This window comes from Colwellia sp. E2M01, from assembly GCF_018860585.1.
Lineage (GTDB): Bacteria > Pseudomonadota > Gammaproteobacteria > Enterobacterales > Alteromonadaceae > Colwellia.
Genome location: NZ_JAHKPR010000056.1, coordinates 1 through 20,035, shown reverse-complemented (window position 1 = coordinate 20,035; position 20,035 = coordinate 1). Strand labels below are relative to the sequence as shown.

Below are 20,035 nucleotides of genomic sequence, written 5' to 3'. Positions count from 1 at the left end.
AAGAGTATCGGACATAGTGGGTGTATTTTATTAGTGAGTGGTTGTCCCTGTCATTAATCCAGATTATGAAAATCATTAAATGGCGTCCGATCACCATTTAATTATATCAACCTATTGGTACCAAAAAAGAAATTATCGCTATCCAGGTAAAAACAAATTGGTACCTAAAATATCATACTGGTTTAGTTCCAGGATAAAGTTTTGGTACCTTTTTAATAATGTTCATCTTCCTTTTTCACTGCGGTGCCGTTGCTCCTCGTTCATGCGTCAGTATGAACATTACTAAGCAAAGTGTATCGTGTACGAGACAATCCCCAAGTGTTACTAGACACTTGGGGATTAAGAATAATAACAATGTTTCAGGCTCCCCCCGCAAGCGGTCCCCCCTAAAGACATTGTTATGAGTCCGTAAAAACTAAAGTGTAAATTATAAAGCTCAAGTTTCCTTTGCTCGAAAAAGATTAAAACAAGTTTAGCAGGAAGGAATGAGCAGTTTTATTTGTGGTGATCGGATTTACAAATCATACAAATTTATACTTTGCACTAGTTCTAATAAAACGATGTTTTATGGTTTCGCTCCGCTTCCATGCTACGCATAAAAAAAGACAATCTTTTAAGTTCTAACGGGCTTAAAACGAACAGCTAGCTCTAACAAGGTAGTCGATAAAATATCGTTTTTTACATTGAGTACAGCGAACTGGTTTTTCTTTTTGAGTTAGCTCTTCAATACTAATTTTTTTTTGTTCACTATGGTAGCAATGTGGACATTCAACTTTAACTACAAAGTTCATTGGTTATGTACTCCAAACAAATACTTAATAGTTTCAGATTTATCACAAAGCTCTTCAGCTAGAACGGACAAGGTTTGCTTACTGCAATCACTATCTATTAATGATTTTAAACTGATGCAGATTTGCTCATTTTTTTCTAATTCACTCGCTAACGACGTATAATCTTGATTAGGCATAATAAACCCCTTTCGGTTTGTTTTGTTTAGTGATATTGGTAGGTTGCAGCCTGCCAATGTCATGATAAACCAATGCTGTATTACATTGGCTGGCTTTCTACATATGAAAGAAATCGTTGAATATCTTCCATGTTTCCAGAGTAATGTTGCTGCTGCATTTGGCACTTAGGACACTCAGAAACCCCAACACAAAAAGTAGTTTTTCTTGCTCTAAAGTCAGCTTTATCTATCCAATTAATCTTCTTTTTCTTGCCGCAGTTGCATTTTAAAAACTTATCTAGTTTCATTTGGGCGCCCTATTATTCTTTATTAATATGCTGACGAATGATGAATCAACGATTTAACAAAAATGAAATACTAGGTTTAACTAACAGCCCTAAGTGATATTTGATCACATAGATGCTCAGGTTCGACATAACTTGCAGGATGTTGCTTAGAAAAATCAACATTAATTACACGTAGCATTGGAACTACATTCGAGGCTATTCCTTTTAGGTTTTGTAAATGAGCTTTTGAAACAACTAAACAAAGCTGCCTCATGTTGTCGTGAAAGGTGTTTTTAGCAGTAGTGCGTTTAACTTCTTCATAGCCTTCATTTTTAAAAGAACGATAAAACCGAAATAAACGATTAGCTTTTGCGTAACTAGTGTTACCTGTCTTTTCACTAACTTTTCCAAATTCAATTTTTAATTTATTTAAAATATCTTCATCATCAAATACTGTCATCTTTTCATTCCCCAGTGCAGCAAATACATCCTTAAACGCCTCAGTCCACAATGCTTCAATCAAGCATCCTTCATAACTTTTTGCGTAATCTATAAATTCACTAACTAATCTTGGTATACCTAATCTTTGTAACATTCTCGATAAAACAGAGGCCTCAAAGCGTAATGCATTCTCTGCAAACCCCCTAACCTCACTGCTTTGCATAATATCTAATTGTTTTTTATATAGTGGTATATTTGAGTTTTTTACTTTTTGAAGTAATTCATTAATTTGATGCTCAAGCTCAGCACCTTTGAGATATATTTTAAGTTGCTTATGGCGTGAAGATTTTTTTCCTTGTGAGTTAACCCCGAAATAACAGGTGGTTGCATGACTGTTTTTTGAGCTTCGGGTTTGACCACTACTGATGTTTTTTAATGCTGCAATTGCTTGTCGACCTTGGCTTTGGCTCTCCATTTGAGCAGTAAAGGTAACATCGATATGCTGTATTTCTGCTAAATGCCAATCAAGCATGGTTGTAAGGTTGGGCATGCCTACATTAAAAGCCTGAACAAGAGCAAAAATGCATTTTTCAACATCACAAGTACCATAAACATTATGGCCTTGAAGTAACTTTGCTGGGCTTGCTTTTAATTCGATATGAGGCCAGTAGTTTAAGCCCCCTGAATAAATCTTGAAGCTTAATGATGAATTTGAACTAGGAATAGACTCGAAAGGATGACGTAATCTTGAAACTGTAACTGAGCCATCAGGCTCATATTCAACTTCACCCGATTCAAGTTTTGCACCATTCCATTGACAGACTTGTAAATCAACTAAGCCATGACTTTCTGTAGCATCACCACTGCAAAAATCCTCATTAAAAGGTATGGACATACGTATCAAGTCAATCATCTATCTACTAAGACTCACCAAATAGAGAAAATATTGATATTAGAAAGTGCTCTGATATAACCCAAACAATCATAGTTAAAAACCCTGTCAATACCCATCGATGGGTAATTTAACCATACATTGATGGGGTATTCAACATGCATGGGTAAAAAGGCCGTGTATAATGGTCGTTAGTGGGGTGTTATAGCCCTTTGATGTGGTTTTGTAGGGGTTAGCTATGACAATGAACGTTGGTAAGCAAATAAGAAAAATACGTACTCAGCAGAATATGACAGTTAAACAATTGTCAGAAATATCTAGCGTGCCTGAAAAAACAATATATCGAATAGAAACAGGTGAAGTACAAGATCCCAAATTATCTAGTATTGAACCAATAATTAGAGCACTAAACTGCTCTGCAGATGAAATTTTATTCAGCCATGACGATTATCATAAGTTTGGTGAACTACGTCAGGTATTCGCGAACTTAACTCAAATGAAAGAACCCGACCAAGAAATGTTAATTCGAATGATGAGGATGGTATCGTTAGCTTCAAGTTTTGAACAACAGATAAATGAAAACACGATAAATTTGGTAAAAGTAAAATAATCAAAATGAGATGAAATAAATGCCAAAAGTACATTTGAAATCAGGTAATGATAAAGCTGTTTGTAACTGGCCTTGGGGGAACGAAGCCGCAAACTTTATGGTTATTGAAAAAGGTGAAATTGAATGCTGGCTGACAACGGATTTATTAAAAGCTACTTGCCGAAATTGCATTAATAAATACATAAAAACAGGAAGTTTGAATGCTGACAGTCAAAAAACAAATGACAATGGTTGGTTAATCAAAGTAAAGCCTAAACTTCCTAACAGTAGTGGTTTCGATGAGTTGTATGTTGTTAAAAAACATAAAGACAAACCAAGTTTTTCTGGCTGCAACTCTGTAACACAAGCTAAAATCTATAAGAGCGAAAAAACAGCATCAGACATCGCTGATAAAATAAATATACTCGATAGCTTTGATATTGAAATTATAAAAGTCTAATCAAGATAATAATTATTAAAAAGTACGAATTCCGTACTAGAGTCCACTGTTTTAAGTATGTGGACTCTTCGAGCATAATCCGGATGTCCGGACTTAGTTCGGGTGTCACTAGTACCCGAACTGCTTTCAACTTCTAATTTTTGTATTGTAGACTGTTAATTCTGTTTAAATACTTTAATTGAAGAACCAACTATCAATTCATTTTTTTGTTTTTTGTATGCAGAAACATCAAAGAAGTAAGGTGTTTTTTTCTTCTGTTTATATGTATTTACGTCGGTATAAATAGAGTGGCTTTTGGTGAAACTTTCCAATAAGAGGTTAAGTTTTTCTTTTGTTGGTAGGTTAGCTCTACCGCTACTACGCTCAAATTTAAATTTATTACCTAAATCCTCAATTAAATCTCGCATTTCAAATAACTCTTCTAATGGATTTAAAATAATAAAGTCATATTTTTTACTAGCTTTATCTTCAAAGAGGCTAAGAAATTGGATTTTTAACTTAACTTCATCCATTAATTCAATAAGCTTAACAAGCATGGGTAAATAATCAGCTCCCAAGATAGGGCTATTTAAATCGACAATAGTATTGAATTTTTTTAAATGTTCACCTGTGATATCTGCATACTGTCTTGTCTTAGCAATACTATTAGCTTCATTAGAAATCACTGCTTCAAAACACAAAGTTATCCAACCATCTACTTTATCAGCTTTTGATATAATCATATCCATAACAGGTTTTATTTTTTTTGCCTCCTGCCTTTTAGTCCAGTAGTTTAATAGTACAATAATCAATACAGCCTCGATTAGAAAGCCATGGAATTCAACCCAAACACCTTCAACAAAGTTTGAATTAGAAAATACTCCTGTAAAAATATCAAAGAGAAGTACTAGAGCTATAATGGAACTTAATATAATTTGAAAAATGTACTGATTTATAAATTTCATTTTTTATCGCCTTAACCCTTTAAAAACAAATAGTAACTTACATACTTCTATACTATATCATATTTATTTTTCGCAAATCCTCTTCCTCGTGCTCAGGCTTCGCACTCGTTATCGTCATGTGCTCATTTAATAAATGGTATATGATGCTCCAATGCTTATTAAGATTTTTTCAGACGACCCAGAATTTCAAGAACGTATAAATTTACTCAGGCTGAAGTATAAAACCGGTGCAAACTCAAAAGCCGCTAAAGCGGCACTAAATGAATTTTACGAACTAGAAATTGAATGTGAAATATTGCGCGGACAAAATGAATCTATGTCAGAAGAGATTGAAAGACTAAGAGAACTACTTAGTCATGTTTCAAAACAGAAGTACCACAAGCGATACCATACACGCCCACAAACACCACAATAAAATCGAATTGGTCTATTAGACCTGCTCTGAAGAGTATCGGACATAGTGAGTGTGTTTTATTAAGGAGTGGTTGTCCCTGTCATTTCCATTCTGTGGTTTTGGTTTTAGCCCAGATTACGTAAATTTTAAAATTGGCGTCCGATCATCATTTATAACGATTTATATTAATTTTATATTAATATAGCTACTTAGACTTAAAAGCTAACAAAGTTATTCGAGTGCTTTTGTCTAACTTAAATAATTGCCTCGAATATTAACTTTTCTCAAACTGGCTGTATTGTTCAACTAAGTTAAATAAGAATGCTTTGCCAGCTGAACTTATAAACCAACTATTACTTCCGGTTTTGTAAGCAAAGTTTCTAATGGTAATAAAATCAATAGCTTTATTCCAATTCTCAATTTTAATGGCTTTCAAAATAGCTAATGATTCATCGCCTTTGCTTAACGCAATTAAGTCACTGTCGTTAAAACCAAATTGTGCCTGGCATAATTGTTCAAGCTCTCGGCCTGTTTGGCTGTAATACCGCCCAAGTTGTAATAAAATTGCCTGAACTTTTAGTGCATTGTCATCAGCTTCATCGCTACTATCTGCTCTTAATTCTCGTACATAGTAAAAATCACCGGCGCTGTGTAAACACAATTCGTAACCTAGGTGTTGATATAAAGATTCAAAATGTTGCGATGAATTGAATAAACAAGTAAATAACGGATTATCGATGTTTTTAGCATTTAACTCGTCAAACATTTGTTTAGTGATCACTTTACCTTGATTGAACTGCCTAAAAATTGCCGCACTTTGCTGGGCGTTAACCTGTTCAAAACTGCTGTTTGTTGACTGAAATGATTTATTTTCTGACTGTTCAGCTTCATTATCGGCAATATTTTCAGTTTCAGTATGTAAGTTTGTTACCAAGGCATCAGCTTCTAAATCTTGTTTATTACTTTTATTATTTTTATTAATATCAATAGCTTGAGTTGTTTTAGTTTGGTTTTGGTGATCGGGGTTCATTATGGTTTTGTCTCTTCAATTGTTGCTATTTTTACCGTTGTTTGGGGCTCGTTAACATAGCTGGCGATCACTTTTTTACGACGATAAATATATATTTCATCATTATGGCGTAAATAGGCTTTTTTATTAACAGTTCTTAAGGTGAAATTATGCTGTTTTTCTTGCATTAATTGGCAAGCACCAATTAAATCAGCAAGTCGATAGTCAGTAAAACTGTCACTTAATCTATAGTGCAACATGGCTGTTAAGTCGTTGGTTTCTCTTAATTTAATATCATTTAAGTGTTCAAACATTGCTAAAGCACGTTTTAAACTAATAGATTCACTGTCGTTAATTACCGCGGTTAAGTTAAAGTTTTCATTAGAATTGCTTAACATACCATCAAGGTTTAAGGCTTCAAGACGTAAAGAAATTTCAGTGAATAAGTTATTAAAATAGCTGGTTGATTGCCCTACTCTAAAATCTTTTAATTTACTTACTCGCTTAAAATTATTAATAAAATCAAACTCTTTAACCAAGCTGTTGTCAATTTTAGTTTTGTTTAAGTTTCTATCTAAGGTTTTATCGTACGCTAACATTAGCTTTTGGTGAAAATGCTCCATGGCATTACTTTGTAATAATGCCGAACGCGTTTTACGTAAAAATTGGTCAACTTGATGGGCAACATCAGTAATAGGCACAAATATATTACTAAAACTCATGCTGTACCGTAACATTTGTGAGCTTAATGCGTGTTTGTCATTACCGGCGAAGGCTTGTTTGAAGCTGTCTAGTGTTGCAAATAAATTACTGCCTTTAGCTAAACGTGTACTGTGATTTAAAAAGTTTTGTGTTGGTTTAATATGTCGTTCAAATAAATGTGTGATACGCGCAAGCATTTTTTCTTTGTGCTCAACGGCTAATTGATGACTGTCTTGAGTATTGGTATCGCTCATCGTTTGGCTAACGGATTGGCTAACAGCAACGTTTTCTGAACCAGATAATATTTCAGTAAATGTTTGGCTCGACATGGCTTCAAGATCTCTTCCAAGACTTTGCATCCGATCAATATTTTGTTTTAATAAACTTAGCAGTTCACTTAATTGCTGTACTAAGTCATCAATAAATTCTAAATAATCGGGATCGTTATCAATAAAAGAAAGCTCGGCATTATTCACGCGCTCTTGCAGTCGCCATAATGACGCTAAGCGCGATTTTAATTTTGAATCCGTTAATTCTTGATAAAGTGAATTTTCGCAAAGACGAAATATACTAATAATGCCTTCTTGAAAGCTTAATCGACAAGTCCCTTGATAGATATCTTTGTCCATTAAAATATGGCTTTGTAAAAGATTGTCGGTATCAAAAGCTAAGGTAATGCGTTGACGTTCGGTATCACTCAGTTTACTGGAGTACTGCAAAATTTCTTGCGCTAAAATAGACTCATTGATAAACCGAACTTTGTTGCTATCCATGTTGCGAATAACATTAAACATTATATTTGGATGCTCTAATAAAATTCGTAAGGTTTCAATAGTATTGAATTTTTTATCACTTTGCTTTTTATGGATACTCGCGTTTTCTGTTGCAGAAACATCCGAGCTTTGCACTTTATTAGTTTGCGTATTAGTCGAGTTGTTCGGATGAGACTTCCCATGAGATTTTGTCTGGGAATTAGTAGAAAAATTAGTTTGAGCCACTTTCATTTTCCTCAAACAACCCTTCTTCTATGCCCATTAATAAACCAAGTTGTTCATCATGTGATTGTTGATCAATTACTTGGTCACCCGTGCTTTCACCTAAGGCGTTAAATAATTCTGCGCCGCCCCAATAAACTAAGGTTCGTTCTTTTGAATACGGTTTTTGAGTGCGCATTGCGCCAATTTCATGGTAACGGCCAATTTTATAAATAAGCTGTGAACTGGCACTGTGCGTAGAGGCGGCAAATAAATTAAAACCACTGGCTTTAATATCATCAAGTAACCAATCAAATTGTTTAACATCAACAGTGGCAATTTCATCAAGCACTAACGGAAGTAATAAGTCGTAACCACTAGCACGTAAGCGTTTTAATAAAATTTGCACTAATTTAAGGTTAATTAATGCCGTGGTTGAATTAGATTGTTGTTTACTTTGCCATTGTGTTTGATCTTTTTTACGGGTTTTATAAGATAAATTCTCAATGATTTTATCCATAGTTAAACGTTGATTATTACTTGAATTCGAGCCGCTAGAGAATATGCCTGAGTTGGCAAAGGCGCGTAATCGTGCGTAAAAATTATCTGATATTAATTGCTCGGCATATAAATCAACGTGTTGTAATTCTTGTACAAGGTTTTCAAAACGTTTATCAATATGAATTTGTACGCTAATGCCATCAAGATCGTTAATACTGATTTGAGAAAAATCACGATTCAGTCCAGTTTCAAAATCTTTAATGTAATCAAAGTTTTGTTGCAATAAGTTCATGTAACTTTGCACTGACTCATTATGAACATAAATTTGTTCGTTGAGCATGGTTTGTCGCGGCGCTAAATTAGTATAAACATCACTTAGAGCTTCAAAGGTTTTTCTTACAATAGAAAAACTAGGCGCTTCGTTCATAATACCTTGTTTATCAACAATAACTTGCTCTAATACAAAGTTACATAAGCCCTTTTGTAACTGTAAATTTAGCTCGGTTAACGAAGCAAGTTGCTGTTCAATTTCATCTAATTCAGCAGGTGTTATTTCAAAAGTTCTTGTTGAAGCAATACCTTTTTCAATAGCTTGCACGCAGCGTGGATAGCGCGTTTTCATGCTGTCAGATTGTTTTTGTAACTGCACTAAATCATTAACATGATTGGCAATAACTTGTCTGTTTTGTTTTGCTTGTTCGGTAGTTTCTTGTAATTGTGCTAAGTTTTCTTGTGCTTTAGTTTGCTCTGCAACTAACTGGGCAACTCGGCGTTCAACCTGTTCAAAATCTTGATTAACTTCTTCTAAATTTCTATTGTTATATTCAAGATTTTTAAGGGTAATTAACTCTTCTTCAGCCAATTTTATATCACGCGTTAAACGTTTAATTTCACCGGCATTAGCAACGCTATTTTGTTTAGATTGCAGTAAAGCGTTAAGCGATTGATTCTCGCTGCGAAGCTCTGCTTCAACATCGGTTAAGCGTAATTGACTATCATCGTTAAGTTGTTGTGATTGTTGATTAAATGATTCATCAAATAAAGTCACTGCATCATTATTTACTGTAAATAAATCAGCAAATTGTTTAAAGGCGCTTAACTCTTGCTCGGTTAAATCTTTACCAGGGTTTGCTAAGGCTATGCGCTTATTAATAGCAGCATATACTTGCCAAGTGTTTTTAGGTAATTGATTATTAAGTGAAAACTCTTGCGTATTAATACGGGTAATTAATCTTTGTTGTTCAGCTTCATTACGACGTATGTTTTCTTCAAGTTTTGCAATGCGATTAATACTAGCGTTGCTGTCTTGGTGCGCGGCTAAATCATCTTTCATGGTGGCAATGTCATCATTGAACCATTCAATAACTTCACTAACAGGTTTGTCTGGGTAACCTGCTAAGAGTAATTGCGCTTTATCTAACGCTTTCGTTAAATTGGTTTGCTTGCTATTTAGCTTACTTTGTTCAATCTGCTCGGCTTTTAAACTAACATTGATTGATTGTAATAAAGACTTTTGATCTGCTAATTCGCTAGTGATTTCAACAACCGAATCTGCTGCTTTTTGTAACTGAAGTTTATGCTCATTAAGTTGACTAATTAATAAGGTATAAAAACTTGCGAAGTCTTTATCGGCCAATTGAAAACGAGCGTATTGTTGAAAATTGTCTTGTAGGCCATGGTACTTGCTTTCTAAGTTGGCAATTTTCGTGAGTTCAAGCTCTTGCTGTTTAAGCTCGTCATGTTTTGCTAAAAATTGATCAATATTAAAATCTAAAATATCACTGGTGAATTTTTTGTCTGCTTCAATAATATTGGCAACGGCTTTGGCAACGCCGCCACTACTTGAGTTCATTTCAAATAATAATAAAACCAAAGTACGTAATGATTCAATACGGGCATCATCACATTCGGCAAGTGGAAAAACACTGTAGCGCATATTTTGCGGAACAAGTTGCTCGTTCGCATAAAGAAACTCTTTAAGTTTATTGGTATCTTTTATTGAAACGGTATCTTTACTGATTGCTTTAAGTTGTTTAAAAACTTCATTACTACTTAAGCTATTAGCGCGATAACCTATACCGTCTTCATCGCCATCAAGCTGCCAAAATAAATGACGAATTTCATCAAATGCTAGTGGCGTAAAAATTCGACTGTAGGTTAAATAGCCGGTACTTGGATGTAAAATTTGACAATGATTATAGATACTACCTGCATGCTGATGGCTAACTTCGAGTATTAAGAAACTGTATTTACTGGGAAAATAATGATTGTAGCTTTCTTCGTTGTCATAAAAGCCATCGTTTTTTGGGGTACTGAAAGCAAATTTATTTTTTGAATTTTTAAAGTTGTTTTCAGGTAATAAAAATAAACGTAGCGAGTTTAAAATACTCGATTTACCAATATTACCATCAGCAAGCAAAATAGCATGTTCGTCTACAGGTAATTCTACATAGCAAAAGCCCGCTGAATCAACGAGTACCATGCGTTTAATTTCAAATTTGTATTGTGATGACATTAGTTATTTTTTTCTTCCTGTAAAACTTTTAACTATGTCAGTACATAGCTATAAATAGTGATATGAGAAATATCTTTTAAAAAGAGTCTGATAAATAGACTTCTTGTTCCATAAATTTTTTTGTTAAATCAAAAGCGTGTGCTAAATCTGTAAAGCCTAACTCATGGGCTAATTCAATTGCAGCTCGCCAATTTTTATCATCCTCACGTTTAAGCGCTTTTTTAAAATGCTTTTGTAAAAATTCATTATCATGCAACTGGCTTTTACTGGGCATAACAAAGGTTACTTTGGCTTTAGTCATTTTAATTAAAGATGAAAACATGGTTAAACCGCCTAAATCATAATCAAAGCAACATAACACTTCATCGTATTGGTTAAAGTATAATGAATTCATATTATTAGTGACACTATTTCCACTACCAAAAGCAACATCAAAAGCAGGATTACTGTTATTTAAATCGTTAAATAAATAAGGTAAGAATGATTGATAACGAAAGAAATTTTCTTGGTTTTCAATAATGACTAATGTTTTTTTCGGCTGAAATCCGATTGTTAAGGCTGAGTTAGTACAAATAACAACCTCAGGAATATTATTTATCTGTGCATTGAGTTGTTCATTATTAGTCGTAACGTTATTAGAGTCGATGTTTGCTTTATTAAAACCATCGGGATAAACCAGTAAGTAACTCATTGAAACTTTATAGGCGTGAGAGTTACCTTTGTTACTTGCATCAGCTCTATCTTTACTTGGCGATGAATTATCTAATAGTTGCTTAAAACTAACAGGGTCAATAACCGTTAAGTTATATTTGTCTTTGCCGCGAGCTTTGCTGTACTCAAATAAATTTTTCCAAGATAATCTGTGTTGCTCAGGTAATGCAGCGACAAACTTTGGTAAGTTAATCGCTGTATTTTCTTGAATTCTGAGTAAGTATTGATGAAGGCTCATACAATGAAGGGCTTTAAGTTATTTTAATAATATAGTGGAGCTAAAGCGCTTTTAGTTTTAGTACTAGCGCGGGATCAATTCTTACGTCAAACCAATTAATACGCCAATCTAAATGAGGTCCTGTTGCACGACCACTTTTACCAACGGCGGCAACTATTTGACCCTGTTCAACTTTATCACCTGTTTTAACGTAACTATCACTTAAGTGTAAAAACGTTGAACTAACACCTTGGCCGTGATCTATAATCATAGTTCCGCCAGAAAAAAACATATCCGGCACCCACAGTGTTACCGTACCCGACGCTGGAGCTTTTACCGGGTCACCTACATCACCCGCATAATCTATACCGTAATGAGGGCTTTTAGGTACGCCGTTATATACGCGCTGACTACCATATACACCAGTAACTATTCCTTCTATCGGTTGAATAAAACCTTGGGCGAAATATTCTAAAGAGCTTGCTGTTTTTCTTGCGGCTTTAACTTGTTTACTGTCTTGCCTTGAACGCGCCACTGCTTCTGGGTTTGGTTGCATGATACTTTTTTTAATACCTTCAATACGTTGAATATTATATTCACGTTTTTTAGGTATTAAGGTTTTTGTAACCCGATCACCATTAACTGAAGTTATTGCTAATATGTAGGTTTGGCTATCATCACGCGAAAAACCAAAGGTGTAATTTCCGTTAGCTGAAACAGTAAGCGGTTTGTCGTTTAAGGTAACCGTATTAGTTGCCAATGTTTTTCCAACGACTAAACCGCCCTGTTCTATCTCACCAGTTAATTTAAACGCATTATCTGACACTTTGTGTTTAATTATTGTTCTAGATTCTATAATTTCTGGCTTAGTTGAATTTTTAGCACTAGAGTTAGCATCAGCATAACTTTGCACAGACAATGTAAAACTAGCCACAATAGCGATATTAACTAGCGTTTTATTTATTGAAAGAAAATTAGCCACAAACAATTGCTCCTTTTGCTACACCTTCATAAGCAATAACTTTTACTCTGTTATTAGTTAGCTCAGGATGTGCTGCTTTAATTTGACGTAAAATAAAATCGGCAAGTAACTCTACCGTTGAATCACAGTCGACTACATCTAATATTTTAGTTTCTACGGCAATATCAAATCGACCTTGCGGTGCAAAGTAACTAAAGTATTGGTGATCGGGTGTTAAATTGTTCATTGCTTGAGTTGATAACTGAATATCGTCTTTTGCAATACGGTCAGCTTCACTAGCAATATAGATATCTTGCCAACGCTTACACCAAGAAGCTTCAAGCTCAGCATCACGTTTATCATCAATCAAAATTTGAATTTTAGAGCGATGACCATGAGCGATACGTTGACAGTTGCCGTCATGTAATTTTAAGCCATGCGTATAATGATAGTAATCTGTTGGGATATTTTCAGGGCGTAAAACTAAAGTTAAGCCTTCAACATTATTTGGTAATTTAGCCAATATTATTTCTTTTAAATGTTGAGTAACAGCAGCAATTGTTATCGTTAAACTATCAATACTAGCAAAAGCACAAGCTGGGGATTGTAAAAAGTAACTAGCGCGATCACTGATAAAATCAACTGTTTGATGACCATCGTTATGCTGTGAATTTGCTAATGTTAACGCTTGCTCTTGTAATGGTAATAGCAGTTTATGATCAACCGCATCATCAATAATGGCTTTGATTTGCTTTTTTACTACGGCAAAATCAAGCACCATGCTCATTTCGTTTAATGAGCCTTCAAGTAATACATCAACAATCCAGCTTTCACCAACAATACCGCGCTGTTTACATAGGTATGAAAAATCAATAACGGTAAGATCATCTACAAATAATTGCATTTTTTTCCTTAATTTACATTTGGCTTAACATAGCCTAAATACTGAAAATTGTCTGTTATTCTTGTACTTGCCATAAAATATCTTCATTGGCACGTACAGGCACAACAACATCATCACCAAAACTCATGGTTGCAGGTACTGACCATGACTTTTTAACTAAGGTGATTTTATCGTTGTTTACTGGTAGTTGATAAAAGTTAGGGCCATTAAGGCTGGCAAACGCTTCTAATTTATCTAATGCCCCTTCTTGTTCAAATACTTCAGCATATAATTCAATAGCAGAATGAGCTGAATAGACACCGGCACAACCACAAGAAGATTCTTTAGCACTTTGTGCATGTGGCGCTGAATCAGTACCTAAGAAGAATTTTTTACTGCCACTGGTTGCAGCTTCTCTTAATGCTTGCTGGTGAATATTACGCTTTAAGATAGGTAAGCAAAAGTAATGTGGACGAATTCCGCCAACTAACATGTCGTTACGGTTAAATAATAAATGATGTACTGTAATTGTTGCACCAATGTTATCACCAGCAGATTTTACAAAATCTACCGCATTTTTAGTGGTGATATGCTCTAACACTATTTTAAGGTTTGGGTAGTTATCAACAAGTGGACGTAAAATGGTGTCGATAAACACTTGCTCTCTATCGAAAATATCAATTTCATGGGCGGTAACTTCGCCGTGCACTAATAACGGCATTTCAACGCTTTGCATCGCCGCAAATACCTCCGTTAAGTTTGCAACATCGGTTACACCTGATGAAGAGTTAGTTGTTGCACCTGCAGGATATAATTTTGCAGCGTAAACTAAGCCTGATGCTTTAGCCTCAAGAATATCTTGTGCTGTAGTATTGTCTGTTAAATACAAAACCATTAATGGCTTAAAACTGGCATTTGGCTGCTCTGCCATAATGCGATCATAATAACTTTTTGCCAATTTAGCATCGGTAACTGGAGGTACTAAATTTGGCATAATGATCGCTCTGCCAAAGTAACGACTAATATCTGCTACGGTGTTTTTTAGCACAGCACCATCGCGTAAATGTACGTGCCAATCATCAGGACGTGTGATAGTTAAGGTGTTATTTTGTGTTTGTGCCATGTTAGAGGTTCCAACTTTATATATTTTGGTGATAACAGTAAGTTTTAAGTGAAAAAATAGTAACTCACTGTTTTTAAATAGCTATAATTAACTTCGATTAAGGTAACGAAAAACCTTCTTGGTAACGCGATACTTAAATCAAGTCGATTCAATTGGTAAATAAGCGAATAAATGAGGTTATGTAATCTTATTACTCGATTATATCGTCATTAGCATTACTCTCAAGTAATGCCATTAATTGCTCTTTTAAATTCGGTGGTACTTTGTAAATAGTTAACGAATCGTTATGAGGATTATACACTACATCTTGACCAAAGTGACTACGTTCAAAGCTTAAACTTATACCATTTCCGTAACCTGAATATTTAGTAATTTTATTCACCACGGCTTGCTCATGTGGGAACGATTCTTCAATAGGATACGATTGTGTTTGGCAAAATTGATAAAAGTCTTGTTCACTGCCTGCACTTTCAATCACTTTACCAATTTCTTGAATTGACACATCTTGCGAGCTGGCTTTTTGCTCTTTACAGTAATTAAGTAAGTCTTTACGTGTTTTTTGTTTCTCAGACGCATCTAATTGATTAACCGCTACATAGTCTTCAACTGCTTGCACTAGCGTTTGGGTTTGCTCTTTGGCGTTTAAACCTTCTTCACAACCTAAAAAGTCTAAAAAGAAATCTGATACTTTACGACCTGCTCGACCTTTAATAAATGAAATGTATCGGTTACCTTGCGCATTGTCTTTGTAATCGAACAAATCAATACGCGCTGCAAGCTGTATTTTGTTTGTGTCTAAATGCTGAGCCGCTGAAATATTTAACTCACCGTCAACACTGTAATGCTCGGATACTGGTATAACCGCAACAAGCAAGTAGCGACCGCCCATGTATTCGTAATGACAAAGCACTAAATAACCAGTTTCGTCTAAGTCGTATTTTTCTATTTCGTTTTTTAATACATTCGCAGCCTGCACACTAAAGTCATAAAAGTTTTGTTGCTCTGTTAAGTAACTTTCCATTAAATCAATAAAGCGTGCTGCATCACCCTCACTAGGCATTGACGAAAAGCTACCATAAGCCTTACTGCCTTTAGCATTGTATATTGCGTGTAAGCCATCTACAAAGTTAGCTGTTTTTGTACTTTCTTCGGCAAAATCAGAATTCTCAGGTCCAAGGCGTAATACCACTTCACTGGTTTCTTCTTTTTTGGTTAAAAAATGTAGTGCGATGTTTTGAATTATTAAGCTCATATGACTCTTTATGTTATTGTTCTGATTGTTAAAATGTATGTGGAATTTTTATATCGCTACACATAGTCTTTTTATATTTGCTATATATTAAAGTGCGCAGGCATTTGATAAACTAGCGAAATTATATTAACACTAACAAAAATTATTATTAGCGAAATTATTATGCCTATTGTATCTAAATATTCAAACGAACGTGTAGAAAAAATTATCCAAAACTTATTGGATGTACTTGTTGAAGAAGAAGCAACACCTGATTTAGCCCTAATGTGCTTAGGAAACACTATTACTAGCGTAATAAGCCAAATACCAGAAGCCAATAGAGCGGCTGTTGTTGAAAACTTTACCGCGGCATTAAAAAAGACTGTTTAAATTTGACTATAATAATACGGGGTTTAGAAAGCTAAATAATAACTTACCCCGTAAATTAACAATTTATTTTAACTCGAAAAGAAGAAATATTATCAATGGTTTCATTTGATACAAAAAGTTACAGTAAAAAACTATTATTATTAATTAGTTGGAGCCACTGGTTCACATTTTTCAATATTATAGCGGCAATTGCCCTATCCTCTTATTACTTATTCAGCGAAGAAGCTCCTACAACCTTGTTAGGACAAGCTTATTTGGTAACAACTTGGGTAAGTCATATAGCATTTTTAACCTTTATGAGCTTTGTTTTAGTGTTATTTCCCATAACACTTATTTTTCCTAATACTAAATTTATCAGAACAACTGCCTCCATTATCTTCACATTAGGTTTATTGTTACTTGTACTGGATGCTTTTATTTATAGTCGACTCGGCTACCATTTAAATGCATCTTCTAATGAACAAATTATTAGCTTGTTGCAAGATATAGCCAAAGAAAATACGCTTTTTTATTTTATTGGTGGTGCGCTAGCTATCGTAATATTAGGTTTTGAGTTTATTGTTAGTAATTATGCTTGGAAGCACTTAAAACAATTGCAAAAAACTGTATTCGCTCGTTATGTGACTTTTGGTTTAGTTTTATCATTCTTTTTCAGTCATTTAACCCATGTACAAGCTGACGTAAACCTAAATTATGACATTCTACGCCAAGATACAGTGTTACCCTTATCTTATCCGACAACGGCAAGAACTTTACTGACTAAGTATGGATTATTTAATAAGGTCGATTATATAGAGCGTAAAAATAGTCCCCTTGCTTTTAGCCAAGCAATTCCTCAATACCCTTCTTTAGAAAAGAACAGATTTGTTGAGCAATACTGCCCTGCCATAAAAAAGGAAAAAGTCAGTAACTCAGTATTTTTAGTATTAAGTGAACAACAAGTTTCTATTTCGCAATTAAATCAATTTGTAAGACGTATCAGTACCGCAAGTTTATCGTTAACAAATAATATTGATACTGGTGTAAATGATGATGCTTGGTTTAATCTTTTTTACTCTTTACCAAGTCTTTATCAAAAGGATATTTTAAAACAAAATGTTAAGCCTATACTCTTTCAAATGATTGAGGAGAAAAGTTTAGCAACGAGTTTAACGGTTATCTCCAATGAGTTATCACCCTCTGCATTATCAAAGTCTGAGACAATGAATACACAAAATGATGATGTAGCCATTGTTGAACCTCGTTGGTTTGAGTCTCTATTTACTGAGCAAGTAGCCCTAGAAAATGTTTCAAGCTTATTGTTTTCTAAAAAATTAAACAACAAACCAGCTGGACTACATATTATTTATTTTAAAGGTAATCAAGCAGATAACAATAATCAAGATACGGTGAATAACCAATATCAATTTGAATTATTTACCGATGCATTATTATTAGCGCAAAAACAGAAGCAGCAAAAAGATATTATCTGGATCAGCGCTATTGGTAACCAAGGTAACGAAACGCGTTTAAATACCAAACCTGCTTTATTTATTTACCCTACAACATCAAATAAAGTAAACAATGAACAAGTTACTTTTAATACCAGTATTATGGACTTACAACCAACATTGTTAAGTCAATGGTTAGGCTGTGCTGTGAATAACCAACAAAATGGTAGTGATTTAACTCAGATAAATAAAAACAGAATTATTGCTAACACAACGAATAACGGCATTATTATTTTTGATAGAGATAAATCAGTATTTGTTGACCAAAATGGTAACTTTCAAAGTTACTCAAGTCAGTTCTCATCACCTATTACAGTTAATGAAGACTTTCCATTAATGATTGATGGTGTACATTTCATTAAACGGTTTAGCGAACAGCCAAACCAATAAACCTGTGATTACTCGTCGAAATATCATTGCATTACAGAAATAAATCATTAATATACAAGCCGTAAACTTGTTAAACCCTAGAGTTTACGTTATCGGGGTATAGCGCAGCTTGGTAGCGCGTGCGTCTGGGGGACGTGAGGTCGCAAGTTCGAATCTTGCTACTCCGACCATATTAGTATTCAAAGACGTCCTCGGGCGTCTTTTTTATGCCCAGCTTTAACGACTTAGACATTTTTTTAATAGCTTAGAGTTCAATGCTTCCATTCACTTTAATCTTTGGATTTTGAAATCCCATTTTAATCCACGCCCCCAAAAGTTTTATATAGAATGATGGTGTGTGTGATTTCAAGTTTGGAACGTCATCAGGTAGCGCTGAGGTATCATCTATGTCGCCTACCATTGTTCTGACATTTAATGCAGGCTTTGTATCATCAGGCCAAAGATGTAAATATACACTTAACCAGTGAGCGCCTTTCATTTCCAAAAAAATAGGAGTATTGCAGCATGATGCAATAACACGTCGAGTGCCTGATTTCGATGAAAGTCGAAATTCTTTAAGTTGTTCAAAGCCAGAGATTACTTCCACTCGATCCTTGCGGTATTCAGCACAACCGGTCGCCCCATAGGATGTGAGATAACTTTTAACTCTAAGCGAAGAAATAATGCGTTCAGCGGCCTCGCGGCAACTGCTGCACAGGCATTCGGTTACCAAAATTGGTTCTTCCTGAACATCTACTCTTACTTGGCCACAATTACATGCTAATCGTGTAATTGTTTTACTCTTTTTGCTCGACATATCACAGAACCTAGTTTAATTGCCTAACGCCTCGCTTGACTGGTTTGTTAGGTGCAAAATTTAATATTGACCTTTTAACCACCTTTTTGCTGTAAGCTTCTCAAGTTTTCTTCTGTATTTCTTAGGTGAAAACTCTTCAATATTTCCTTTGATTACATCAAAGATATCTTCTGTTATTATTGCGCCAATTGCATGAATGGCTTCATGTCGATTTAGGCCTTGCCTTATAAGTTTTGCAATGGTCTCAGGTATTAAATCAACCTCCATCGCTAATTGATTTTCAACTATCACATGGATTGATGCATGTAATTGCAAACCGTCATCAGTTAATTCGAGATCTAATCCTGAATGGTAATCTAGAACCAGATTAATTAGTATATCTTCATCTAATGCTAACCAGCTTTCGGAATTTACTGGTTTATTGGGGTTATATGTATCCATGGTTGCCTCGAATGCATGAGTCGACTTTGCACCTAACGAGCTTGTAGAATAACTCGTTTTTTATTAACTTTTTGATAAAAATACTTTAACTCGATTTATTTCTCTTAACAATCAAAAACGTTTACGTTTTTGGCTAATTTATTTTTTACTTTATTCATGCCTTATTCCCCATGATATTGCAAAAAAATACTGGCTCAATGGCGCCTGTTGGCCAATGTGACTGTTTGATTTAGACGACTTTCTCATGCATTGACTTGAATTCATTAGAATATTTCCAAGTTCGTCTTGGATTGTTGTACTTTGGCATAGACACCTCGTCTTTAGTTAGATTTTGGTGTCCGTTTTATCGAGGGATGATCATTGTCCGTTTGATTGCCTTGTTAGTTGGTTGATAGTTAAACACATTTTACTCACCAACAATACTGAAATTTAATGGAGTAAGTAAGAACTAAAAAGCACTTCACAACTTGCCGCTAACCGTGAATTTGAGCCTGAACACTTTTGCTAATTGAATTTACAAACCGAGTTAGGCGAAAACAGTTTACCAAAAAATATTGAACGCGTTAGTGACAAAAAAGTTAACCACATAAAAGAACTGAAACAAATGCAGTTTATGTGAGATAACTTTCCTATTTACACAAAATAATTCTCGAACAAGTTGTGCCAACTAACGTTTTGCTAATGGGCAAAATATAGTTTGCTAAAATGCGCGAGGTACGAGCCGCAGCAAACTGTATTTTGTCCTGTT

General features: G+C 34.7%; 20 protein-coding genes and 1 tRNA gene. 6 read left to right on the top strand and 15 right to left on the bottom strand.

The window, feature by feature from the left end:
• Positions 1 to 629 precede the first annotated feature (629 nt).
• The 4 genes from KO502_RS11825 to KO502_RS11810 all read right to left on the bottom strand — a co-directional run bounded on the left by KO502_RS11825 (position 630) and on the right by KO502_RS11810 (position 2,587).
• Positions 630 to 791: a hypothetical protein gene (locus KO502_RS11825; RefSeq protein ID WP_216022777.1), complete on the bottom strand. Its 162-nt coding sequence runs from the start codon at positions 789 to 791 to the stop codon at positions 630 to 632.
• Positions 788 to 967: a hypothetical protein gene (locus KO502_RS11820; protein WP_216022776.1), complete on the bottom strand. Its 180-nt coding sequence runs from the start codon at positions 965 to 967 to the stop codon at positions 788 to 790. Before KO502_RS11820 ends, KO502_RS11825 begins: the two co-directional genes overlap by 4 nt.
• A gap of 80 nt (positions 968 to 1,047) precedes the next feature.
• On the bottom strand, positions 1,048 to 1,254 hold the full coding sequence (locus KO502_RS11815; RefSeq protein WP_216022775.1) for a hypothetical protein: 207 nt from the start codon (positions 1,252 to 1,254) through the stop codon (positions 1,048 to 1,050).
• A 76-nt stretch (positions 1,255 to 1,330) separates the two neighbouring features.
• A complete protein-coding gene (locus KO502_RS11810) occupies positions 1,331 to 2,587 on the bottom strand; it encodes a phage/plasmid replication protein, II/X family (RefSeq protein WP_216022774.1) in 1,257 nt (418 codons plus the stop codon).
• Positions 2,588 to 2,804: 217 nt separating this feature from the next.
• Between KO502_RS11810 and KO502_RS11805 the strand changes: the two genes are divergently transcribed.
• A complete protein-coding gene (locus KO502_RS11805; protein ID WP_216022773.1) occupies positions 2,805 to 3,176 on the top strand; it encodes a helix-turn-helix transcriptional regulator in 372 nt (123 codons plus the stop codon).
• 19 nt (positions 3,177 to 3,195) lie between these two features.
• Positions 3,196 to 3,615 (top strand): hypothetical protein, encoded by a 420-nt coding sequence (locus KO502_RS11800; protein WP_216022772.1) that lies wholly within the window; start codon positions 3,196 to 3,198, stop codon positions 3,613 to 3,615.
• A gap of 155 nt (positions 3,616 to 3,770) precedes the next feature.
• On the opposite strand, the gene KO502_RS11795 is transcribed toward KO502_RS11800, so the two are convergent.
• On the bottom strand, positions 3,771 to 4,559 hold the full coding sequence (locus KO502_RS11795) for a hypothetical protein (protein WP_216022771.1): 789 nt from the start codon (positions 4,557 to 4,559) through the stop codon (positions 3,771 to 3,773).
• A 151-nt stretch (positions 4,560 to 4,710) separates the two neighbouring features.
• Between KO502_RS11795 and KO502_RS11790 the strand changes: the two genes are divergently transcribed.
• On the top strand, positions 4,711 to 4,974 hold the full coding sequence (locus KO502_RS11790; protein ID WP_216022770.1) for a hypothetical protein: 264 nt from the start codon (positions 4,711 to 4,713) through the stop codon (positions 4,972 to 4,974).
• A gap of 253 nt (positions 4,975 to 5,227) precedes the next feature.
• Here KO502_RS11790 and KO502_RS11785 read toward each other — a convergent pair whose 3' ends face one another.
• The 8 genes from KO502_RS11785 to yejK all read right to left on the bottom strand — a co-directional run bounded on the left by KO502_RS11785 (position 5,228) and on the right by yejK (position 15,801).
• A complete protein-coding gene (locus tag KO502_RS11785; RefSeq protein WP_216022769.1) occupies positions 5,228 to 5,983 on the bottom strand; it encodes a hypothetical protein in 756 nt (251 codons plus the stop codon).
• Positions 5,983 to 7,662 carry a hypothetical protein gene (locus tag KO502_RS11780; RefSeq protein WP_216022768.1) on the bottom strand — a complete coding sequence of 560 codons (1,680 nt, stop codon included), beginning with the start codon at positions 7,660 to 7,662 and terminating at the stop codon, positions 5,983 to 5,985. Before KO502_RS11780 ends, KO502_RS11785 begins: the two co-directional genes overlap by 1 nt.
• Positions 7,649 to 10,654 carry a hypothetical protein gene (locus KO502_RS11775; protein WP_216022767.1) on the bottom strand — a complete coding sequence of 1,002 codons (3,006 nt, stop codon included), beginning with the start codon at positions 10,652 to 10,654 and terminating at the stop codon, positions 7,649 to 7,651. The genes KO502_RS11780 and KO502_RS11775 overlap by 14 nt, the downstream gene beginning before the upstream one ends.
• Before the next feature lie 76 nt (positions 10,655 to 10,730).
• Positions 10,731 to 11,603: a hypothetical protein gene (locus KO502_RS11770; RefSeq protein ID WP_216022766.1), complete on the bottom strand. Its 873-nt coding sequence runs from the start codon at positions 11,601 to 11,603 to the stop codon at positions 10,731 to 10,733.
• A gap of 40 nt (positions 11,604 to 11,643) precedes the next feature.
• Complete coding sequence (locus KO502_RS11765) at positions 11,644 to 12,564, bottom strand: M23 family metallopeptidase (protein WP_354668327.1); 921 nt, start codon at positions 12,562 to 12,564, stop codon at positions 11,644 to 11,646.
• Entirely contained in the window at positions 12,557 to 13,447 is an 891-nt protein-coding gene (locus KO502_RS11760) for a 6-carboxytetrahydropterin synthase (RefSeq protein WP_216022765.1), read from the bottom strand. Before KO502_RS11760 ends, KO502_RS11765 begins: the two co-directional genes overlap by 8 nt.
• A 55-nt stretch (positions 13,448 to 13,502) precedes the next feature.
• Positions 13,503 to 14,549 (bottom strand): dihydroorotase, encoded by a 1,047-nt coding sequence (gene pyrC, locus KO502_RS11755; RefSeq protein ID WP_216022764.1) that lies wholly within the window; start codon positions 14,547 to 14,549, stop codon positions 13,503 to 13,505.
• Positions 14,550 to 14,739: 190 nt separating this feature from the next.
• A complete protein-coding gene (yejK, locus tag KO502_RS11750) occupies positions 14,740 to 15,801 on the bottom strand; it encodes a nucleoid-associated protein YejK (RefSeq protein ID WP_216022763.1) in 1,062 nt (353 codons plus the stop codon).
• A 162-nt stretch (positions 15,802 to 15,963) separates the two neighbouring features.
• Between yejK and KO502_RS11745 the strand changes: the two genes are divergently transcribed.
• The 3 genes from KO502_RS11745 (at position 15,964) to KO502_RS11735 (ending at position 18,220) form a co-directional block, all read left to right on the top strand.
• The gene (locus tag KO502_RS11745; protein WP_216022762.1) at positions 15,964 to 16,170 is read left to right on the top strand and encodes a DUF1414 domain-containing protein; all 207 of its coding nucleotides are present in this window, start codon (positions 15,964 to 15,966) and stop codon (positions 16,168 to 16,170) included.
• Between the two features lie 95 nt (positions 16,171 to 16,265).
• A complete protein-coding gene (locus tag KO502_RS11740; RefSeq protein ID WP_216022761.1) occupies positions 16,266 to 18,050 on the top strand; it encodes a DUF3413 domain-containing protein in 1,785 nt (594 codons plus the stop codon).
• A gap of 93 nt (positions 18,051 to 18,143) precedes the next feature.
• Positions 18,144 to 18,220 (top strand) — tRNA-Pro (locus KO502_RS11735).
• 74 nt (positions 18,221 to 18,294) lie between these two features.
• Here the strand turns inward: KO502_RS11735 and KO502_RS11730 are convergent.
• Positions 18,295 to 18,846, bottom strand: coding sequence for a DUF6151 family protein (locus KO502_RS11730; RefSeq protein WP_216022760.1), 552 nt, complete (start codon positions 18,844 to 18,846; stop codon positions 18,295 to 18,297).
• 60 nt (positions 18,847 to 18,906) lie between these two features.
• Positions 18,907 to 19,287, bottom strand: coding sequence for a hypothetical protein (locus KO502_RS11725; protein ID WP_216022759.1), 381 nt, complete (start codon positions 19,285 to 19,287; stop codon positions 18,907 to 18,909).
• Positions 19,288 to 20,035 lie beyond the last annotated feature (748 nt).